The 18,598-nt window shown below is 64.3% G+C and carries 19 protein-coding genes and 1 riboswitch; of the genes, 10 read left to right on the plus strand and 9 right to left on the minus strand.

Annotated elements, in window-relative coordinates; genetic code table 11:
- Positions 1-29: 29 nt before the first annotated feature.
- The gene (locus P9217_RS25170) at positions 30-758 is read left to right on the plus strand and encodes a YdcF family protein (RefSeq protein WP_127215627.1); all 729 of its coding nucleotides are present in this window, start codon (positions 30-32) and stop codon (positions 756-758) included.
- On the opposite strand, the gene P9217_RS25175 is transcribed toward P9217_RS25170, so the two are convergent.
- Positions 755-1,375 (minus strand): pyridoxamine 5'-phosphate oxidase family protein, encoded by a 621-nt coding sequence (locus P9217_RS25175; protein WP_095823981.1) that lies wholly within the window; start codon positions 1,373-1,375, stop codon positions 755-757. The two genes, P9217_RS25170 and P9217_RS25175, sit on opposite strands and share 4 nt — an antisense overlap.
- A 102-nt stretch (positions 1,376-1,477) precedes the next feature.
- Here P9217_RS25175 and P9217_RS25180 point away from each other — a divergent pair, with 102 nt between their 5' ends.
- The gene (locus P9217_RS25180; RefSeq protein ID WP_127215628.1) at positions 1,478-2,380 is read left to right on the plus strand and encodes a LysR family transcriptional regulator; all 903 of its coding nucleotides are present in this window, start codon (positions 1,478-1,480) and stop codon (positions 2,378-2,380) included.
- An 81-nt stretch (positions 2,381-2,461) separates the two neighbouring features.
- Entirely contained in the window at positions 2,462-3,256 is a 795-nt protein-coding gene (locus P9217_RS25185) for a 1-acyl-sn-glycerol-3-phosphate acyltransferase (protein WP_095779346.1), read from the plus strand.
- A gap of 7 nt (positions 3,257-3,263) precedes the next feature.
- Here P9217_RS25185 and P9217_RS25190 read toward each other — a convergent pair whose 3' ends face one another.
- The 3 genes from P9217_RS25190 to P9217_RS25200 form a co-directional block, all read right to left on the minus strand.
- Positions 3,264-3,884 (minus strand): LysE family transporter, encoded by a 621-nt coding sequence (locus P9217_RS25190; RefSeq protein WP_278087995.1) that lies wholly within the window; start codon positions 3,882-3,884, stop codon positions 3,264-3,266.
- A 143-nt stretch (positions 3,885-4,027) separates the two neighbouring features.
- Positions 4,028-4,975: an aldo/keto reductase gene (locus P9217_RS25195; RefSeq protein ID WP_278087994.1), complete on the minus strand. Its 948-nt coding sequence runs from the start codon at positions 4,973-4,975 to the stop codon at positions 4,028-4,030.
- A gap of 118 nt (positions 4,976-5,093) precedes the next feature.
- Entirely contained in the window at positions 5,094-5,624 is a 531-nt protein-coding gene (locus P9217_RS25200) for a gamma-glutamylcyclotransferase (RefSeq protein WP_278087993.1), read from the minus strand.
- Positions 5,625-5,749: 125 nt separating this feature from the next.
- Here P9217_RS25200 and P9217_RS25205 point away from each other — a divergent pair, with 125 nt between their 5' ends.
- Together P9217_RS25205 and P9217_RS25210 are read left to right on the plus strand one after the other, a co-directional pair.
- Positions 5,750-6,748, plus strand: a complete 999-nt coding sequence (locus P9217_RS25205) for a DUF2125 domain-containing protein (protein ID WP_066990272.1) — start codon at positions 5,750-5,752, stop codon at positions 6,746-6,748.
- Between the two features lie 7 nt (positions 6,749-6,755).
- Complete coding sequence (locus P9217_RS25210; protein ID WP_278087992.1) at positions 6,756-7,703, plus strand: sugar kinase; 948 nt, start codon at positions 6,756-6,758, stop codon at positions 7,701-7,703.
- Here the strand turns inward: P9217_RS25210 and P9217_RS25215 are convergent.
- Entirely contained in the window at positions 7,700-8,638 is a 939-nt protein-coding gene (locus tag P9217_RS25215; protein WP_176477584.1) for a prephenate/arogenate dehydrogenase family protein, read from the minus strand. The genes P9217_RS25210 and P9217_RS25215 overlap by 4 nt on opposite strands.
- Positions 8,639-8,644: 6 nt before the next feature.
- Positions 8,645-9,748 carry a histidinol-phosphate transaminase gene (hisC, locus tag P9217_RS25220; RefSeq protein ID WP_095799890.1) on the minus strand — a complete coding sequence of 368 codons (1,104 nt, stop codon included), beginning with the start codon at positions 9,746-9,748 and terminating at the stop codon, positions 8,645-8,647.
- A 135-nt stretch (positions 9,749-9,883) separates the two neighbouring features.
- Positions 9,884-9,961: riboswitch (SAM riboswitch) on the plus strand.
- Between the two features lie 90 nt (positions 9,962-10,051).
- Between hisC and P9217_RS25225 the strand changes: the two genes are divergently transcribed.
- The 5 genes from P9217_RS25225 (at position 10,052) to P9217_RS25245 (ending at position 14,930) form a co-directional block, all read left to right on the plus strand.
- Positions 10,052-11,221: a homoserine O-acetyltransferase gene (locus tag P9217_RS25225; RefSeq protein ID WP_095782441.1), complete on the plus strand. Its 1,170-nt coding sequence runs from the start codon at positions 10,052-10,054 to the stop codon at positions 11,219-11,221.
- An 88-nt stretch (positions 11,222-11,309) separates the two neighbouring features.
- Complete coding sequence (gene metW / locus P9217_RS25230; RefSeq protein WP_066990286.1) at positions 11,310-11,924, plus strand: methionine biosynthesis protein MetW; 615 nt, start codon at positions 11,310-11,312, stop codon at positions 11,922-11,924.
- Positions 11,873-12,691, plus strand: a complete 819-nt coding sequence (locus P9217_RS25235; RefSeq protein WP_127247125.1) for a Stf0 family sulfotransferase — start codon at positions 11,873-11,875, stop codon at positions 12,689-12,691. The genes metW and P9217_RS25235 overlap by 52 nt, the downstream gene beginning before the upstream one ends.
- A 112-nt stretch (positions 12,692-12,803) precedes the next feature.
- A complete protein-coding gene (locus P9217_RS25240; RefSeq protein WP_278055959.1) occupies positions 12,804-13,793 on the plus strand; it encodes a glycosyltransferase in 990 nt (329 codons plus the stop codon).
- 201 nt (positions 13,794-13,994) lie between these two features.
- Positions 13,995-14,930, plus strand: a complete 936-nt coding sequence (locus tag P9217_RS25245; protein ID WP_095779337.1) for a glycosyltransferase family A protein — start codon at positions 13,995-13,997, stop codon at positions 14,928-14,930.
- A gap of 43 nt (positions 14,931-14,973) precedes the next feature.
- On the opposite strand, the gene P9217_RS25250 is transcribed toward P9217_RS25245, so the two are convergent.
- The 3 genes from P9217_RS25250 to P9217_RS25260 all read right to left on the minus strand — a co-directional run bounded on the left by P9217_RS25250 (position 14,974) and on the right by P9217_RS25260 (position 18,523).
- On the minus strand, positions 14,974-15,771 hold the full coding sequence (locus P9217_RS25250; protein WP_127247127.1) for a DUF1194 domain-containing protein: 798 nt from the start codon (positions 15,769-15,771) through the stop codon (positions 14,974-14,976).
- Positions 15,772-15,822: 51 nt separating this feature from the next.
- A complete protein-coding gene (locus tag P9217_RS25255; RefSeq protein ID WP_095823993.1) occupies positions 15,823-17,634 on the minus strand; it encodes an ABC transporter ATP-binding protein/permease in 1,812 nt (603 codons plus the stop codon).
- A 118-nt stretch (positions 17,635-17,752) separates the two neighbouring features.
- Positions 17,753-18,523 carry a methyltransferase domain-containing protein gene (locus P9217_RS25260; protein WP_095824183.1) on the minus strand — a complete coding sequence of 257 codons (771 nt, stop codon included), beginning with the start codon at positions 18,521-18,523 and terminating at the stop codon, positions 17,753-17,755.
- Between the last annotated feature and the right edge of the window lie 75 nt (positions 18,524-18,598).

Raw genomic sequence — 18,598 nt, forward strand, 5'->3', positions numbered from 1 at the left:
CATTGGATGTTTTCAGGATTAACCTGGGGATGATGGACGCGCGGGACTCGATCGGAACGGCTGGACGGATGCCAGCGGCGCTTACGCGCGGTGCTGCGTCTGCAAGAACCGGTCGTCTCAGATTTGCGCTTCGTCTCTGCGGTTTCTTCGTGCTCGCCCTGCTGGCGCTTTTCGCCGGCGGCTTCGGCTGGTTTGCCGACAAGGTCAGCAACATGACGACGCCGGTCAATCCGGCCAGGGCCGACGCAATCATCGTGCTCACCGGTGGTCAGTCGAGGCTCGACGCCGCCATGGATCTGCTGGCATCAGGCAAGGGCGAGCGGCTCTTGATCAGCGGTGTTCACCCCACGGCGAGCCGCCGCCAATTGCAAGCGGCGATGGGCGGCGACAAGCAGCTGTTCTCATGCTGCGTCGACATCGACCGCGCCGCGCTCGACACGATCGGCAATGCCGAGGAGAGCGCCAAATGGGTGGAAAGCCACGCCTATGGCAGCATCATCGTCGTCACCAACAACTACCACATGCCGCGCAGCCTGCTCGAGATGGGCCGGCTGCTGCATGGCGCGCGGCTTGAGCCCTATCCGGTGGTCAACAACAAGCTCGGCAATGGCAGCTGGCTGACCAAGCCGGAAGCGCTGCGCGTGCTGTTCACCGAATACAGCAAATATGTGTTGGCGCTGGCGCGCGGCATCGTCCCGCTTCGGCCGACCACCGAGGGCGTCACGCTCGCCGAAGCCTCTACGGTGAGCAAGAACTAAGCTTCGCCAGACGCGCTGTTGCGCAGGCGTGCGATCTCCTGCTCCAGACCGGCAATGCGTCTATCCCGCTCGGCAAGCGCCGCGGCCACATCCGCCGCTTCGAAGCGCTGCGGAATGTGCTGCGGGCAATTTGCATCCCAGGCCGTGACGCTGAACAGGATCGCCTGCTCCGGCCGCGCCTTGTAGTTGGCCGGCATCAGCCTCGCCGTCAGCTCCGCATCGTCCTCGACGACGCGCGCTGTGCCCCAGATCTTGATGCGCTGCCGAAGCATGTAGTCGATCAGGAACAGGAAGGCCTGGGCATTGTCCGCAAGATTGCCCTGGGTGATGAACTGCCGGTTCCCCGAGAAATCGGCAAAGCCGATCGTTTGCTCGTCCAGCACCTTCAGGAAGCCGGCTGGCCCGCCGCGATGCTGAACATAGGGTTGACCTCCGCCATTGGCTGTCGCCAGGAACACGCTGGTCTGCGCCTCGACGAAGGCGGCGAGGTCGGGCGTGATCGTCGCCCGCCAGCCGCCGCGCTCCTCGACCCGCGCATAAGATGCGCGCGAGCCCTTGCGGGACTGGATAGCCTTGACCGTAGGGGTAAAGGCGACGTCGCTGGTGAAGGCGTCCATGGCGGCTGTCCTCTGCCAAAGTGGAACGACATGTAGCCCCTTCCGAAATCCGGAGGTAGAAGGCATATTTGCAATCCATCCTTCCACATTTCGGAAGAATAAATGGACCGCCTCGACGCCATGTTCTTGTTCGTAGCCACCGTGGAGGCCGGCAGCCTTTCCGCCGTCGCGCGACATGCCGGCGTGCCGCTCGCCACCGTCAGCCGCAAGCTCTCCGAACTGGAGAGGCACCTCAAGACGCGTCTGCTCAACCGCTCGACGCGGCGCCTCACCTTGACGGACGCTGGTCGTTCCTATCTCGCCGCCTGCCGCCGTATCCTCGATGAGGTGGGCGAAGCCGAGCGCGCCGCCGCTGGCGAATACTTGAGCCCGACCGGCGAGCTGGTGATCACTGCGCCGGTCGTCTTCGGCCGCCTGCATGTGCTGCCGATTGTTACAGATTTTCTGGCCGCCTATCCCGACGTCGACATCCGCCTGACGCTGTCCGATCGGATCACGCATCTGATCGAGGAGCATATCGATCTTGCCGTGCGCATCGGCGCGCTGCCGGATTCGGCCATGGTCGCAACGCGCGTCGGCCAGATCCGCCGCATCGTCTGCGCCAGCCCGGCATATCTTGCGAAGCATGGCACGCCGTTCGAACCGCGCGACCTTTCAGGCCACAACTGCATCACCTTCGAAGGGCTTGCCTCTCCCGCGACGTGGAGCTTCGGCACCGACAAGAGCGAAACCGTGGTTCCGGTCCGCTCGCGGCTGCAGCTCAACACCGCCGAGGCAGCAATCGATGCGGCGATCGCCGGCCTCGGCCTGACGAGGGTGCTCTCCTATCAGGCGGACGCCGCGGTGCGCGCCGGCGCGCTTCATGTCGTGCTCGAGCCGTTCGAGCCGCCGCCATGGCCGGTCAATCTCCTGCATGCCGGTCAGGGCCTGCTGCCGGTGAAGCTGCGCGCCTTCCTCGATTTCGCGGCGCCCCGCCTGAAGGAGCGGCTGGCGCGCTCGCTGTGATGCGCCCCACCGTCGCGCCGTTTCCTTTTTGCCCGCGCTTGGTGTAACCAACGCTCACTTCCACACCGGGCCCTTTCCCGCATGCTCATTATCCGCTCGCTGGCGTTCAACCTAGCCTTCTATCTCAGCCTGGTCGTTCAGATGATCTTCTGGACGCCCTTCTATTTCCTGTCGCCCCGCCACCGCGCCTGGTTCGTGCCGAAATTCTGGTCGCGCACCTCGATGTGGCTTTACGACAAGATCGCCGGCACCAGGAGCGAAATCACGGGCGCCGAGAACCTGCCTGAGGGGTCCTTCATCCTGGCGCCGAAGCATCAGTCGTTCTGGGACGCGATCGCCTTTTTTCCTTATCTCGACGACGCCTTGTATATCCTGAAGCGGGAACTGACCTGGATCCCCTTCTTCGGCTGGTACATCATGAAGATGCGCATGATCCCGGTCGACCGCGGCAGCCGCTCCAAGGCGCTGAAAGCGGTCGTTGCCGCGACAAGGCAGGAGATGGCGCGCAACCCGCGTCAGCTTATCATCTACCCGGAAGGCACTCGTCGCCCACCGGGCGCCGAGCCGTCCTACAAATACGGCATCGTCGAGCTATATACCCAGCTGGGCGTTCCCGTGGTGCCGGTCGCCCATGTCGCCGGCCTCTACTGGCCGCGCCGCAAGTTCATGCGTTATCCGGGCACCATAAAGGCCCGTTTCCTGCCGCCGATTCCTCCGGGGCTCGACAAGGAGGAGTTCATGCAGCGGCTGATCGGCGAGACCGAGACCGCCTGCGACGAGCTGCTGGTCGAGGCCTCGCGCGCGCCGAACCCGCCGCCGATGCCGCCGACGGCGGTGAAGCGGCTGGCGGAGCTCGGCGCTGCGGCGAAGGCCTGAGCTCCCCTTACGGCAGCCCCGCCAGTGCAGTCGTCAGCACCAGCGTCGCCGCGAAGACGAGATTGATGATCCGCGACGCCAATGGATCGCGCAGCAGCCTCGCGAAAATCGTCCCAGCGAGAAGCCAGAGCACATGAATGGCGACGATCATCGCTGCCAGCACCAAAAGCTTGGCCGAAATCCCGAGCCCGTCGACCGTGGATGAAGCTCCCGCGAAGACCGCGCCGATCGCCACATAGGCTTTCGGGTTGGCGACGGCGAGCATGAAGCCGCCGAAGAAGGTGGGACGCGCCGCCGCATTGCCGCCTTGGGCAAGCGGCGGCGCTGTCGCGATCCTGAAGGCAAGGTAGAGGATGTAGAGGGCCGAAGCGACAGTCAGCAACGGCGCCAGCCCCGGCACCGAGGCGAGCATGCCGAATATCCCGGCGGCCACAACCAGGAGCACGGCCGTCGTTCCAAGCACGATGCCGGACGTATAAGCCAGCGAAGGCCGCAGCCCGAAAGCGGCGCCGACGGCGGTGACGCTGATCGTCGCCGAACCTGGGCTACCCATGACAACGGTCGCCGCCATGACCAGCGCCAGCACCTGCTGCCAGGGCTGCGCTTCGGACAAAACTTCTCCGACCATGCCGAACCTCAATTCCTGCCGCGATCGGGTAGGAATTATCGCGAGGCTATCTGCAAGGTCTTGGACGATCGTGCGGGGGACCTGCTGCACTAACGCATGTTGGATCCAGGTCAGGCCGGCATCCGCCTGAATATCGACACGCCTTAAGCGCTGGCGCGATCGAGCGCTGCGATGTCGTCGGCGGAAAGCTTGAGCGATGCGGCGCGGATCAGGCTTTCCATCTGTGCGGGCGTCGTGGCGCTGGCAATCGGCGCGGTGATGCCCGGCCGCGCCATGATCCAGGCGAGCGCCACTTCGGCCTGCTTGGCCGAATGGCGCCCGGCCGCGGCATCGAGCGCGGAGAGAATGCGCATGCCGCGTTCGTTGAGATACTTGGCCACGTCTTCGCCACGCTCGCTCCGGCCAAGGTCGGCCTTGCTGCGGTATTTGCCGCTGAGGAACCCCTTGGCCAGGCCGAAATAGGTGATGACGCCGAGGCCTTCCGCCTTGCACAGGTCGAGCAGCGGGCCGTCCAGCGAAGAGCGATCGTACAGATTGTATTCGGGCTGCAGAACCTCGTAACGCGGCAGGCCCCGCAGGCCGGCGACATCCAGGGCCGCGCGCAATTGCCCCGCATCGAGATTGGAGCAGCCCGGATAGCGGATCTTGCCCTTCTCGAGCAGGCGCTGATAGGCGCCGAGCGTTTCCTCGTAAGGCGTGGCCGGGTCCGGCCAGTGCGACAGATAGAGGTCGATGACGTCGGTCTGCAGCCGCTTGAGCGATTGGTCGACCGCCTTTTCGATATAGGCTGCGGAGAGGTCCCGCCTGCCCTGTCCCATGTCGGAGCCGACCTTGGTGATGACGACGATGCTGTCCCGGTTGCCGCGGCTCTTCATCCAGTTGCCGATGATGGTTTCGGATTCGCCGCCTTTGTTGCCCGGCGCCCAGCGCGAATAGGCGTCCGCCGTGTCGACTGCGTTGAAGCCGGCCTCGGCAAAGCGGTCGAGCAGGTCGAACGAGGTCTTCTCGTCGGCGGTCCAGCCGAAGACGTTGCCTCCAAGGACCAGCGGCGCGATGGAAAGGTCGGTGCGACCGAGACGGCGTTTCTGCAAGACTGATCTCCGTGATGCTGGGAAGGGCCTGGGTGCCCAGAGGATGGATTGCGGCTAAGCTAGGTCGTGCCTTGCCGAGGTCAAAGGCATGGTTTTGCTTTTTGATCGGGCCAGATCTTCACGAAGACGCGACCTGCCGCCCCACCTCTTCCAGCCAGTGGTCGCGGATGCCGAGCGCCCTCAGATGCTCCACTGTGCTCAGGACATAGTCTTCGTTCCTGCCCGATTGGCCCACGGCGCCGCGCACGACTTTTGCCGCATGGCCGGCGTGGAGCCCGCCGGCATATTGCTCATGCGCGCGGTCGACGATGTAGGCGACCGCTTCGACCGTTCCGCCTTGTCCCGCCCCATCCAGCCGGACATCGAGAGTGCGTTCGAGATAGACGCTGGTCACCAGCTCGCGCTCGCGCAGATAGGAAAGCACTTCGTCACGCAAATCGCCGGGCACGCGGAAGGCGAGCCCGACGCAGGAGCCGCCGCGGTCGAGGCCGAGCACCAGGCCCGGCCGCTCACGCGTACCGCGATGGACGAAGGAATAGACGCAGAGCGACCGGCGGAAGCCGTAAAGACGGGCGCGCCGCGTCTCGACATGTGCGAAACCGGGCCGCCAGATCAGCGACCCGTAGCCAAAAACCCAAAAATCGCCCATATCGCCAAGCCTGATTGCATTCGAGTGACGACACCACACCGGTAAGGTGCTTCTTCTGTCCCCGCTTGTCGTGCGTAAGAACAACCACCCGCTCGCCGCATGAGCGGGTTAACGAGAGCCGCAGCATGACGTCAAGTGACGAGCGATCGCGCAAACCTCGCCGCCGGCTGTTCTGGCTTGCGGCGTTCATCTTGGTGCTGTTCGCGCTCTACAGCGGCGGATGGTTCTATCTCGCCGGCAAGGTCAAGACCGAGGCCGAGCGGGCCGTGGCCGAGCTTGGAGGCAAGGGCATCAAGGCCGACTGCGCCAATCTCACGGTCAGTGGTTATCCACTGGACTTCACGGTCGCCTGCGACAGCCTGGCCTATCAGGACGATGCCAGGAATGTAGCGGCCTCGACCGGCGATATGAACGTCGTCGCTCGCATCACCCAGCCTCTGTCGCCCGTGGCGAACCTGCGCGGGCCGTTGCGGACTGTGGCGCCGGGCATGCCGCCGCTTTGGCTCGACTGGGACAAGCTGCACGCCACGGTCAAGCTGTCATGGCCGCTTCCGCGCCGCATTTCGCTTCAGGCGGAAGGCTTGTCTGGACAGACCGATCCGGCCGACGACACCGATCCCGTGCAGCTGTTCAGCGCCGGCCAGGCGGCCGGCCAGCTGCAGCCGAACGGCCAGGACCTCGTCTATACCGGCAGCTTTGGCGACCTGAAGATCGACGCGGAAGCTGTCGGCGGACGCGTGCTGCCGGAACTCGACGGCGCCGGCGAAGCGACAGTGAAGAACGGCGTCGCGCTGATTAAGGCGCCGCCGAAAAGCCTGCGCGGCCAGTCGGTCGAGATTGCCAGCCTCGACGTGTCATCAGGCACGGCGCGCGTAACTGTGTCCGGGCCGATCTCGATCGACGCCGACGGCCTGATCGATGCAAATCTGTCGATCAAGCTAAAGGACCCAAAGGCCGTAGCGGCGATCCTCGCCGGCGCCATTCCCGAGCACAAGAGCGAGATCGAGCAGGGTTTTGCCGGCATTGCCATGCTCGGCAACCAACCGTCCATGCCGCTCAAGATCGTGAAGGGTAAAGCTTCGCTTGGCTTCATCCCGCTCGGCAAGATCAAGCCGGTCGATTGAGACTGCGATGGCCGGACCGATCAAACTGCTCAGCGTCGGCGCGTTCACCCTCGACACGATCCTGCGTGTCGAGACGCTGCCCGCGCATCAGGGCAAGTTCATCGCCAGCGACGGTGTCCAGATCGCCTCCGGCATGGCGACGAGTGCGGCCTGCGCCGCGCATCGCCTCGGCGCCGATGTGTCGCTTTGGGCGAGCGCGGGAGACGATGCGGTCGGCGACCGGCTGATTGCCGAGATCGAGGCGGAAGGCGTCGATTGCAGCCTGGTCCGCCGCGTCGCCGGCGCGCGCTCCGCGCTGGCCGCGATCCTGGTGGATGCCCATGGCGAGCGCATCATCGTGCCCTTCTATGACAGCAGGGCGCAAGCCGATCCCGACACGCTGCCGCTTGCCGAACTTTCCGCCCTCGACGCCGTGCTGGTGGACGTCCGCTGGCCGGGCGCCGCGGCACTTGCCTTGGCGGCCGCGCGGGACGCCGGCCGTCCGGCGATCCTCGACGCCGACACCGCGCCGATCGACGTGCTCGAGCGGCTTTTGCCGTTGGCCTCGCACATCGTCGCCTCGGAGCCGGCGGCGCGGATCGTCTGCGGCCATGCGCTCGATCCGGAAAGCGCATGCGCCGATCTCGCCTCGCGCACCGACGCCTTCGTCGCGGTGACGGGCGGCGCTGCCGGAACCTGGTGGCATGATCGGGGAACCGGTCGCGTCCGGCATGTCGAGGCGCCGAAGGTCAAGGCGGTCGACACGCTCGCCGCCGGCGACGTCTTCCACGGCGCCTTCGCCGTCGGCCTTGCCGAAGCCATGCCGTCCGAGCAGGCGCTGCGCTTTGCCAGCGCCGCCGCCGCGCTTAAATGCCTGCGCTTCGGCGGCCGGCTCGGCGCTCCGGACAGAGCCGAGACAATGGCCATGATGGCGGCGCACTGGCCCCCATCGGGACAGATCGAGCAGAAGGCCTAGGGCTTGGCCCCCGGGTGCTCCACGGCCTGACGGCCGAAATCCGGCACATCGATATCCTGGCCGGCCTCAATGATCGAGCGGCGGATGGCGCGCGTGCGGGTGAACAGGTCGAACAGCTTTTCGCCGTCGCCCCAGCGGATCGCTCGCTGCAACGAGGCCAGATCCTCCGAGAAGCGCGCCAGCATTTCCAGGATCGCGTCCTTGTTGTGCAGGCACACGTCCCGCCACATGGTCGGGTCGGAAGCGGCCAGTCGGGTAAAGTCGCGAAAACCGGAAGCGGAGTATTTGATGACTTCCGTCTTGGTCACCGATTCCAGGTCGTCGGCGGTGCCGACGATGTTGTAGGCGATGATATGCGGCAGATGCGAGACGATGGCCAAGGTCATGTCGTGATGCTGCGGGTCCATCGTGTCGATGTTGGAGCCGCAGCGCCGCCAGAATTCGGAGAGCTTTTCCAGCGCCTCCGGATCCGTGCCCGGCAGCGGCGTGAAGATGCACCAGCGGTTGTCGAAGAGATCGGCGAAGCCGGCATCCGGCCCGGACTTTTCCGTGCCCGCCAGCGGGTGCCCGGGGATGAAATGCACACCGACGGGCACATGCGGCTGCATTTGCGCGATCACCGAAGCTTTGGTTGAGCCGACATCGGTGAGGATCGCGCCTTTCTTCAGCGCCGGCGCGATCTCGGCCGCGACCTCGCCGGACGAGCCGACCGGAACCGAGACGATGACGAGATCCGCGTCGCGCACCGCGTCTTCGGCCTCGGTCGTGTAGGAATCGCCGAGACCCAGTTCCTCGGCGCGCTTGAGCGTCGATTGGCTGCGCGTCGCGACAGCGATGTGGCGCGCCAGGCCTTCCCGGCGGATGACGCGGGCCAGCGACGAACCGATCAGGCCGATGCCGACCAGCGCTATTCTTCCGAACATCGGTGCTGTCATGGTGCTTCAGCTTTTCAGAAATGTCTTGAGCGCCTCGACGACGCCGCGATTGGCCTCCTCGATGCCGATGCTCATGCGCAGCGCGTTGGGAAAGCCGTAGCCGGTGACGCGCCGCAGGATGTAGCCGCGCGCGCTGAGATAGTCGTCCGCGGCCGCTGCCGAATGCTTTTTGTTGTCGGGGAAGTGGATCAGCAGGAAATTGCCGACGCTGGGCGTCACGCGCAGCCCGAGCCCGGTCAACTCCTCGCTGACCCAGGCAAGCCACTTCTCGTTATGCGCCACGCTGCGCTCGACATGGGCGCGGTCGCGGATGGCCGCGATGCCAGCCTCGATCGCGGTTGCATTGACGTTGAAGGGCCCGCGCACCCGGTTGATGGCATCGACGATATGCGCCGGTCCGTACATCCAGCCGATGCGTGCGCCGCCGAGGCCGAGCTTGGAGAAGGTGCGGGTCATGACCACGTTCTCCGAGCTCCCGGCCAGCTCGATGCCGGCTTCATAGTCGTTGCGCCGCACATATTCGGCATAGGCCGCGTCGAGCACCAGGAGCACGCTCTTGGGCAGTCCGGCATGCAGCCGGCGCACCTCCTGGAACGGCACATAAGTGCCGGTCGGATTGTTGGGGTTGGCGAGGAACACGATCCGCGTCGCCGGCGTCACCGCGGCGAGGATTGCGTCGATGTCGGCGCGCTCGTCCGTCTCCTTGACCGCCACCGGCTTGGCGCCGGCGGCTTGGATATAGATCTTGTAAACCATGAAGGCGTGTTCGGTGAACACGGCCTCGTCTCCCGGCGCGAGATAGGTCTGCGCCAGCAGCCCCAGGATCTCGTCGGAGCCATTGGAGCAGACGATGTTTGCCGGATTGAGGCCGTGCACATCGGCGATCGCCTCGCGCAGCCGGCGGGCGGAGCCGTCGGGATAAACGTCCAATTTGGCAGCCACCTCCCGGGCGGCCTCGATCGCCTTCGGCGAGGGCCCGAGCGGATTCTCATTGGACGACAGCTTGTAGACCTTCGTCACGCCGGCCGGCGCGGTACTTTTTCCCGGCACATAGGCCTCGATGTCCATGATGCCCGCGCGGGGCGTCGGACGTGGCTGATCCTGCTTCATGTCACAAATCCGTCGAGAGGCCCTGGTTCGAGGCCGCAGCGGAAATACAGGCCGTGGCCCCGAATGTCGAGGGCCGGCGCGCTCGAGCGTAGGCAGACCGTTGACGAAGCGCGGCGCTGGCCCTAGAAGAACAGCCGGATCTCCCGTGGTGATTTGGCCGGTCGGCTTGCAGCCACGTTAAACAATTCGCTAAAGGGCCGCTTGCAACCTGTAACCGGCTTTGCGAAGGCAGGCCGGTTTTTTGTTGTCCGTTGCCGGCCGGACGCCGTATCGCGAGATCGATGCGACTGGATGGGGAATGCAATGGCCGCTCAGCGCGCTCCAAGGACCAACCACGAGGCCGACCAACCGTCGAGCCCGGTGTTGCAGTTCGGTCCCGACAAGCCGCTAAAACTCGATGCGGGCACCGTGCTGTCGCCGTTCCAGGTCGCTTACCAGACCTACGGCGCCCTCAACGACGCCCGCTCCAACGCCATCCTCGTCTGCCACGCGCTGACCGGCGACCAGCATGTCGCCAGCACCAACCCGGTGACCGGCAAGCCGGGCTGGTGGGAGGTGCTGATCGGCCCCGGCAGGATCATCGACACCAGCCGCTTTTTTGTCATTTGCGCCAACGTCATCGGCGGCTGCCTCGGCTCCACCGGCCCGGCCTCGACCGATCCGGCGACAGGCAGGCCCTATGGGCTCGACCTGCCGATCATCACCATCCGCGACATGGTGCGGGCGCAGCTGATGCTGGTCGATCATTTCGGCATCGAGAAGCTGTTCTGCGTGCTCGGCGGCTCGATGGGCGGCATGCAGGTGCTGCAATGGGCCGCAAGCTACCCGGAACGCGTCTTCTCCGCGTTGCCAATCGCCACCGGCGCCCGGCATTCCTCGCAGAACATCGCCTTCCACGAGGTCGGGCGGCAGGCCGTCATGGCCGATCCGGACTGGCACGGCGGCAAATATCTCGATTTCGGCAGGCGGCCGGAAAAGGGCCTCGCCGTGGCGCGCATGGCCGCGCACATCACTTACCTCTCGGAAGCAGCGCTGCACCGCAAGTTCGGCCGCAACCTGCAGGATCGCGAGGCGCTGACCTTCGGCTTCGACGCCGATTTCCAGATCGAAAGCTATCTGCGCCATCAAGGCATGACCTTCGTCGACCGCTTCGACGCCAACTCCTACCTCTATCTGACCCGCGCTATGGACTATTTCGACCTCGCCGCCGACCACGGCGGACGGCTGGCGGATGCCTTCGCCGGCACCAAGACACGCTTCTGCCTCGTGTCGTTCACAAGCGACTGGCTGTTCCCGACCGAGGAAAGCCGCTCGATCGTGCATGCGCTGAACGCCGCCGGCGCGTCCGTCTCCTTCGTCGAGATCGAGACCGATCGCGGCCATGACGCTTTCCTGCTCGACGAACCGGAATTGTTCGCGGCCATCAACGGCTTCATAGCCTCGGCCGCGCGCGCAAGGGGGCTCAGCCTATGAGTGGCGCGCGATCTCTGTGTCCTGGCCGCACTTCTGAGACGCCGAGATTCCCATTGGCTGCAAATGCTCAAAGGCCGGAGGTGTGCCCATGAGCGTTAATCGCGCTCAGCGCGTCGACCTCGAAGTCGTCACCGATCTCATCCCGCCGCATTCGCGCGTGCTCGATGTCGGCTCCGGCGATGGCGTGCTTCTGGAGGTTCTGCAGGCGACCAAGCAGGTTGATGGCCGCGGCCTGGAGCTGTCACAGCGCGGCGTCAACGAATGCGTGGCGCGCGGCCTTTCCGTCGTCCAGGGCGATGCCGACAAGGACCTCGAATTCTACCCCGACAAAGGTTTTGATTTCGTCGTCCTGTCGCAAACGCTGCAGGCGACCCGCAACCCGAAACTTGTGCTCGACGAGCTGCTTCGGATCGGCAACCGCGCGATCGTCTCCTTCCCCAATTTCGGCCATTGGCGCGTGCGCTTCTCGCTGCTGATCAAGGGCAGGATGCCGGTCACCAAGGACCTGCCCTATTCCTGGTACGACACGCCGAACATCCACTTCTGCACCATTCGCGACTTCGTCAATCTGTGCGAAGAGCTCGGCGCGACGGTCGAGAAGGCGACCGCGCTCGACGCCAACGGCCAGAAGATCGGCCTGTCGATGCCCTGGTGGTTCTGGAACTTCTTCGGCCAGCAGGCGGTGTTCTTGCTGAAACGATGATCTCGCTCGATCTCTTTCGACGCCGGCCGGCCGTGGTTCAAATCCCGTCGGAAATTCTGTCGGAGATAAGCACAGGGATTCTTGTGTGCACTTCGCCGCGTACCGGCAGCAATCATCTTGCAGGACTGATGGCTTCCGCCGGGCTGGGCAATCCACTGGAGTGGTTTGGCGGGCGCCGGCTGCTCGAACAGCCAGGCTATCCGCGCGATGCCAGAGGGCAGCTTCTGAGGGCGCTGACGGAAGGACGGTCCTCTTCCGGAATCTACGCGATCAAGCTTTTTGCGAGTCAATTCGCTCAAGTTGCCAAGAAGGTGAACCTCCCCGCCAGTCTTCCCAACCTTCACTATGTGCGCCTGACGCGCAGCGATTTGCTGGGTCAGGCGATCTCATGGGCGCGTGCGCGCCAAACCCGCAGATTCCGCTCTAGCGAGGTCAATCGCGCATCCCCACGCTATGACGGCGAGGCTATCGCCGAATCGCTCGAAAAGATTCTGATGGAAAATCTGGCCTGGGACGGGTGGTTCGCGAAAAACGGGCTGTCCTTTCTTGCGCTAACTTACGAGCAGGTCCAGCAAAACCCGAGAGGAAGCCTCGAGAAAATTGCCCAGTTGGCCGGGGTCGAGCCTGTCTGGGGAACGAATCTCGGATCAGGTCTCGAAATCCAGCGCGACGCGACCAATGACGAATGGAGAAAACGTTTCCTGTCTGAATATGCCGACCCGTCGAGCTTCCCGCACAGAAAAAAGCGCGGGTTCCTGAAGATCTAGAAAGAATCATGCGATTGAAGCGCAAACTTGCAAATAGAATGGCACCGAGAATCGTTTGACGGCATACCCCGCAGGGCTATAGCGACTGTACCGGCAAAACTGGTGTTTATCTATGGCTGAACACCCGATCTATTCGATCGTCATGGAGATGGAGAACGCCAAATCCATCGACTGGAACGAGATCGGCCTGGGGCTGAAGTCACTGGCGCGCGAAATCGCGGCTGTTTCCGCTACGGGTTTTGCAAGGCCAAAAGTTGTCGTGTCGCATGGCGGGCCCGATTCGGACGGCAGCTTGCTGCAAGCGAGCATTGAAGCTGAAGCGCCTGAATTGATGCAGGTTGCCGACCTGACAATCACAGCTTGCCCCGACGGTCGGTATTACGAACTCAAGAACAACGGCGTGCTTTTGACCGAAGGAGACATCGTTGTTTTCCTGGATTCGGACACGGTCCCTCAGCCAGGTTGGCTTTCAAATCTGCTGCAGCCGTTTCAACAGCCGCAAACCGTCTGCGTGAACGGCCATACCTATCTGTCCTATGACGACTTCTTCTCGAGAACCTTCGCCTTGATCTGGTTCTTCCCGATGGCCCGCGGAGATGAAAGATTCGCCTCGAAGCGGGCGATCAATGCCAACAATGTCGCCTTCCGGCGCCATTGGATCGTCAACCACCCTTTCCCGGCACATAACGGCTTCAAGGTGTCCTGCACGCTGCTGATGCACCAGCTTCGGCGCGAGGGCCACAAGATCGTCAACGTCGATGCGCGCGTTTACCACTACTCTCCGCGTGGCTGGCGGTTCTTCTATTGGCGCGCGTTGGTGACCGGCAGGGACGCCGACCGCAAGTTCGTCGCGCTTCATGCCCCCAGTCGCAGCCAGCGGATCGTCAAGTCGTTCAGTCGCTGGTGGACCATGTCGTGGCGCACGACGCGACGCGTGCTCAGCCACGCGCCGCAAACGGGTATGCCTCTTTGGCAGATCCCGTTTTCACTGGTGGTAGGCCTGGCTTTTTATACCCTGGCATTTCTTGGTCATTTCAGCCTCGCTGCCGGTCTCGTAAGCGACGAAATCGAAACCGTGCCTGACTATGTCGGGCATAGTTGAAGGATAAACCGCCGCGAAGTGTTGCTTTCAAACCGCATAACTTTGAGGAAACACGCTCTGAACTTGACCCCGATGCGACACCTCAGGTGACATAGGCGGCTCTTTTCTGTAGCGTTTGCCGAATCCATCCGGGGGCGGACATGGAGGCAGGTTGTGCGAGTATCTTACGGTCATCGTTTATCTGCCCATAACGAAAGTTAGATGCCGACTGCCTCCGACCCAGCTCCGCTGATCACCGTGATCACGCCGACGCACAACCGGCGAAGCCAGGTCGTGCGCGCGGTGGAAAGTGTTCTTGCCCAGACACTTACCCGCTTCGAGCACATTGTTGTCGACGACGGTTCGACCGACGGAACGGCCTTGGCGCTGGCCGAGATTCGCGATCCCAGACTGATCTATGTCGGCGCGAAATGGCGCGGCGCCAATGCCGCGCGCAACGCGGGCATCGAGCGCGCGCGGGCGCCGGTCGTGACCTTCCTTGATTCGGACGATGTGTATCTGCCGGACCGCCTGGACCGGACGCTGTCGCACTTCGACAGGAACCCCTCGCTCGAAGTGCTGATCAGTTCCTTCATCTCGGTCAAGGGCGGCCGCAGCACCAAATGCATCAATCGTCAGGCCTTGCTCGACAAGAGCAGGCTGCAGCGCGCCCTGGTCTCGCAGACGATCTTCATCGCTGGCTCGGCGATCACCGCCCGGCACGAATCGCTGCTTGCGATCGGCGGCTTTGACAGCGATATCACGCGCATGCAGGACCGCGAATTGCTGCTGCGTTTTGCCAACCGCAGCGGCGCCTTGCTGTCGGATGATATCGACTGGAAGAAATACAATTCGGAAAATTCGATCTCCGGCCGGCGCGACGGCTATGTCGAGGCCTACGCCAACCTGATCGGCAAACATCCTTATATTGCCGACCGCTATCCCGACGTGCCGCCCTATATGATCGCGCGGCAGATCATCGCCGACATATTGAAGGGGAGGCTGCCACAGGCCTTTTCGGGCTATCTCGCCAATCGGTCGTCAAAGGCGCTCGGCTACTCGCCGACCGAACTGCTGCGCGGCTATGTCGTCGGCCGGCGCTGGCGCCGCGATTGCTATGACGAGTTCCGCGCCAGATACGGCGCCAGAGCGGCCTGAGGCACAGCGCGGCGCTCTGGCCGAAACAGTGCAAATTGGGACCTCACCGATCCAGCTCCGGAAAATACGGATCGGAAAACCGCTGCCGCAGCCGTTCGCCAAGCAGGCAGTCGGTCGGCGCCTCCGCGTCGACGCGGATGCTTCCGGCGTCGCCGATCCCGCTCACCTCCTGGATCAGCTTGCGGCGGATAGCCGTCGAGAATTCCGACGCCGCATAGATCGGCAACACGAACGAACCGGGGCCGCCGGTGACGCAATCGGCATAGTAGCGGTCGAGACGAATGACGCTCGGCGACGGACTGATCAGGATCGGCAGGCCGTTGACCACGATGCCTTTGGCCAAAGCCGCATCACGGATCATCGCGACGGGCAGCCCGGCATTGTTGGGCCCGTCCCCCGATATGTCGATGACCCGGCGCGGCGCCGAGTAGCTGTTTTTCTCCAGAAGTCCGGCGCCGAATCCGAGAGCGCCTGAAATCGACGTGCCGCGAAAGCTCCGGAACGGACGACCCGCGATGGTGTCGGCGAAGGCGTTGGCGCTGTCCGCGCCGTCGATCACTTGCCAGCCGATCACGCCGTCGTCGCGCACGACGCCCGCCCATTCGAAATAGGCGAGCGCGATGCGGCCCCTCGGGCCCGAGCGCGCGGCGCTGATGAAGTCGGGATGGCGCAGCGCCTCGACATAGCCGGCGCGCTGCAGGGCGAACTCTTCTTCGTCCATCGATTGCGAGATGTCGACGGCCAGCACGAGTTCCACATCGACGGCAGTGCCTCCGATGGCAGGCATTGGCGCTGCCTCGGCGCAGGCAAGGCATGCAAGCAGGCTGAACAGCTTGAGCATGGCAGGCTCCACCACGCCGGGATTCTTCCCGGCGATCGCGGCGAAATAAAGCTATTTCTTGGCGCGCGCGGCAACAGGCGGGGGTTCGATCGCCCCGGCGCGGAGACGGGCCGGCTTCAGCGCCGATCCGCTGCTGTCCTTGACGATGGTGAGCGCGCGCGGGAAGAACTGGTTGTTGTGCAGACCGCGCCCGATATTGAGGATAGCGGCGTGCGGCAGTCTGGCCTGCAGCATCGCCAGCACGCGCCGAAGCGTGGCGCCGTCGAACGTATCCAGCGCTTCGTCGATGATCACCCATTTCGGCTTCCTCAGCGCCAGCCGGGCGAAGGCGAGTAGCCGCTGCTCATCGTCGGCCAGCTCATGCTCCCAGCGCGCCGAGCGGTCGAGCTGGAACGAGAGGCGCTCGAGGCCGACTTCACCGAGCACGGCGGAAATCTCGTCGTCGTCGATCTTGGTGCCTTCGGCATGGTTGAGCACGTCGCGCAGCGTGCCGAGCGGGAAATAGGGGGTGCGCGGCACGAAGAACGGTGTCTCTCCGGCCGGCATGCCAATGCGGCCGCCGCCCCATGGCCAGAGGCCGGCGATCGCGCGGAAGAACAGCGTCTTGCCGGCGCGCGGATCGCCGGTGATCATGACGCGCTCGCCGGCCTTTATCTCGACCTCCGTCTCCGCAAGCCTGGTGCAGCCGTCGGGCGAGGCGACTTCGAGCTTGTCGAATGTCAGTGTGCCATTTGCGTTTTCGCCGAACGCGATGCGCTTTTCCTTGGCATGCAGGATGTCCGTTTCGCCGAGCGCGATGCGAAAGTCGGCAACGCGCATCAGCGTTGCCCGCCAATCGGCGATGGCGCCGATGTTGTTGATGAACCAGCGCAGCGAGGAATTCACCTGGTTGAAGGCGCCGACGGCCATCATCAAACCGCCGAAGCTGATGTCGCCCGCGAAATAGACCGGTGCGGCGACCAGAATCGGCGCCACCACGGTGATCCAGCCATAGGCGTCGGTAACCCAGGACAGGTTGATCTGGGCGCTGTAGATGCGCCGCATGGCGTCGAGCACGCCGCCGAGGTCGAGCTCGAGCTGCCGCCTGGCGTCCGCCTCGCCATGGGCGAGCGCGATGGCGTCGACATTCTCGTTGACGCGGACCACGGAGGAGCGCAGCACGGCCTCGCGCGTGTAGCGATCGCTGTTGAAGCGGATCAGCGGCCGGCCTACCAGCCAGCTCAGCCAGGAGGCGATGCCGGCATAAAGGATCGCCGCCCAGACCATGTAGCCCGGTATTTCCAGCGAATGGCCGCCGACATGGAAGACGAAGCCGGAAGAGAGCTCCCACAGCACGCCGATGAAGGATACAAGCAGGATGAAGGATTGCAGCAGGCCGACGCCGAGATCGGTCGACAGGTCGGAGAGATGCCCCGCGTCCTGCTGCATGCGCTGATCGGGATTGACGCCGATCGCACCCGCATGGGTGAGCCGGAACGCACGCGCCGGCCGCATCCATTCATCGATCAGGTCGAGCGTCAGCGCCTCGCGCAACTTCAGCCGGATCGTCTGGTTGAGCCAGGTCTGGCCGACATTGAGCACCAGGAGGCTGCCGGCAATTGCGGCAAATACCATCAGCTGATGCAGGAAGCCCGGCAGGTCGCGCCGCGCCAGGGCATCATAGAAAGGCTGGTTCCAGCGATTGAGCAGCACTTGCCCGATCGAGGTCGCGACGATGACGCCGACAATGCCGATCGAGGCCCACAGGAGCCGCCTGCGCACCGGCGATGCCTTCAGCGCCAGCCTGATCGCCGCCAGCTGGTCTGAGAGGCGGCTCGTCTCGACTGAGAACGCGGCCTGTTCGATACTGGGCGTGTGGTCCATATGCGAGATCCCTGCTGCCAGGAACGGTCATTGGCGGCGATGCCGCACCCCGAACCCGCCTCTGAGATAGGGTGACGATTGCCGTATGACGCAAGGCTTGGCCCCGATCACGAACGCGTCATCCGCCCGCCCGCGGCACCGGGTCGTCGGCCCGACGTCCGAGCGTCGTTGCGCCCTGCGGCGAGAACACCGGCACGAAGACGCGGCGCGACGCGCGCTGCGCGACAGGCACGCCCTGGTAGAGCCGCTTCTGCGCCTCGACGACGATGACCCCGGAAAAGATCGGCCAGAGCCGCCGGCCGGCTCGCTCCAGCACGTTGTGGAACTGCATCATGGAGCGCCGCGGCGATGGCGGGAAGAACAGCGCGTCTGACCATGCGGCCGGCGTGAAATTGGCCTCGCGTAGTAATTCGGTGAGCTGGCCGCGCGAGAACGGCCGGCCGTTGCCGAAGGGCGTGTGCTCGAAACGCGCCCAGACGCCGCGCCGGTTGGGCACGACGATGACGACCCTGCCCGCCGGCGACAGCACGCGCCAGATCTCGTTCAGCGTCTCGCGCGGATTTTCGACATGTTCGAGCGAGTGGACGAGCAGCATGCGGTCGATGCAGGAATCGACCAGCGGCAGCTCCTCGTCGAAGACCAGCGCCGTCGCCGTCGGCCCCGTCGCCGGCCAGACCACCGCCCCTTGCGTCGCCGGCATGAAGGCAAAGACGCGCTCGGCATCGGCGCCGAACCGCTCCAGCCACGGCAGCGTGTAGCCGAGACCGACTAGGCGCTCGTTCGGAACGGGCGCCCATATCGACGACAGCGACATGGTGATCGCGCGCTCGGCGAGGCGCCCGAGCGTGGTCGAATAGAAGGACCGGAGATCGACGATATCGGAATGCATGCGCCGGACGGTAGCCGCGATATCCGGCGAGTTCAACAAAGGCGGATGACATCGGCGGCCGGGCGCCCTATGTCT

Origin of the sequence: Mesorhizobium sp. WSM4989 (genome assembly GCF_029625795.1) — a bacterium.
GTDB lineage: Bacteria > Pseudomonadota > Alphaproteobacteria > Rhizobiales > Rhizobiaceae > Mesorhizobium.

Excerpts from the sequence above, each read along its gene's own strand:
- P9217_RS25170 (WP_127215627.1), top strand. The coding sequence starts at position 30 with ATGATGGACGCGCGGGACTCGATCGGAACGGCTGGACGGATGCCAGCG.
- P9217_RS25175 (WP_095823981.1), bottom strand. The coding sequence starts at position 1,375 with ATGGACGCCTTCACCAGCGACGTCGCCTTTACCCCTACGGTCAAGGCT.
- P9217_RS25180 (WP_127215628.1), top strand. The coding sequence starts at position 1,478 with ATGGACCGCCTCGACGCCATGTTCTTGTTCGTAGCCACCGTGGAGGCC.
- P9217_RS25185 (WP_095779346.1), top strand. The coding sequence starts at position 2,462 with ATGCTCATTATCCGCTCGCTGGCGTTCAACCTAGCCTTCTATCTCAGC.
- P9217_RS25190 (WP_278087995.1), bottom strand. The coding sequence starts at position 3,884 with ATGGTCGGAGAAGTTTTGTCCGAAGCGCAGCCCTGGCAGCAGGTGCTG.
- P9217_RS25200 (WP_278087993.1), bottom strand. The coding sequence starts at position 5,624 with ATGGGCGATTTTTGGGTTTTTGGCTACGGGTCGCTGATCTGGCGGCCC.
- P9217_RS25205 (WP_066990272.1), top strand. The coding sequence starts at position 5,750 with ATGACGTCAAGTGACGAGCGATCGCGCAAACCTCGCCGCCGGCTGTTC.
- P9217_RS25210 (WP_278087992.1), top strand. The coding sequence starts at position 6,756 with ATGGCCGGACCGATCAAACTGCTCAGCGTCGGCGCGTTCACCCTCGAC.
- P9217_RS25215 (WP_176477584.1), bottom strand. The coding sequence starts at position 8,638 with ATGACAGCACCGATGTTCGGAAGAATAGCGCTGGTCGGCATCGGCCTG.
- hisC (WP_095799890.1), bottom strand. The coding sequence starts at position 9,748 with ATGAAGCAGGATCAGCCACGTCCGACGCCCCGCGCGGGCATCATGGAC.
- P9217_RS25225 (WP_095782441.1), top strand. The coding sequence starts at position 10,052 with ATGGCCGCTCAGCGCGCTCCAAGGACCAACCACGAGGCCGACCAACCG.
- metW (WP_066990286.1), top strand. The coding sequence starts at position 11,310 with ATGAGCGTTAATCGCGCTCAGCGCGTCGACCTCGAAGTCGTCACCGAT.
- P9217_RS25240 (WP_278055959.1), top strand. The coding sequence starts at position 12,804 with ATGGCTGAACACCCGATCTATTCGATCGTCATGGAGATGGAGAACGCC.
- P9217_RS25245 (WP_095779337.1), top strand. The coding sequence starts at position 13,995 with ATGCCGACTGCCTCCGACCCAGCTCCGCTGATCACCGTGATCACGCCG.
- P9217_RS25250 (WP_127247127.1), bottom strand. The coding sequence starts at position 15,771 with ATGCTCAAGCTGTTCAGCCTGCTTGCATGCCTTGCCTGCGCCGAGGCA.
- P9217_RS25255 (WP_095823993.1), bottom strand. The coding sequence starts at position 17,634 with ATGGACCACACGCCCAGTATCGAACAGGCCGCGTTCTCAGTCGAGACG.
- P9217_RS25260 (WP_095824183.1), bottom strand. The coding sequence starts at position 18,523 with ATGCATTCCGATATCGTCGATCTCCGGTCCTTCTATTCGACCACGCTC.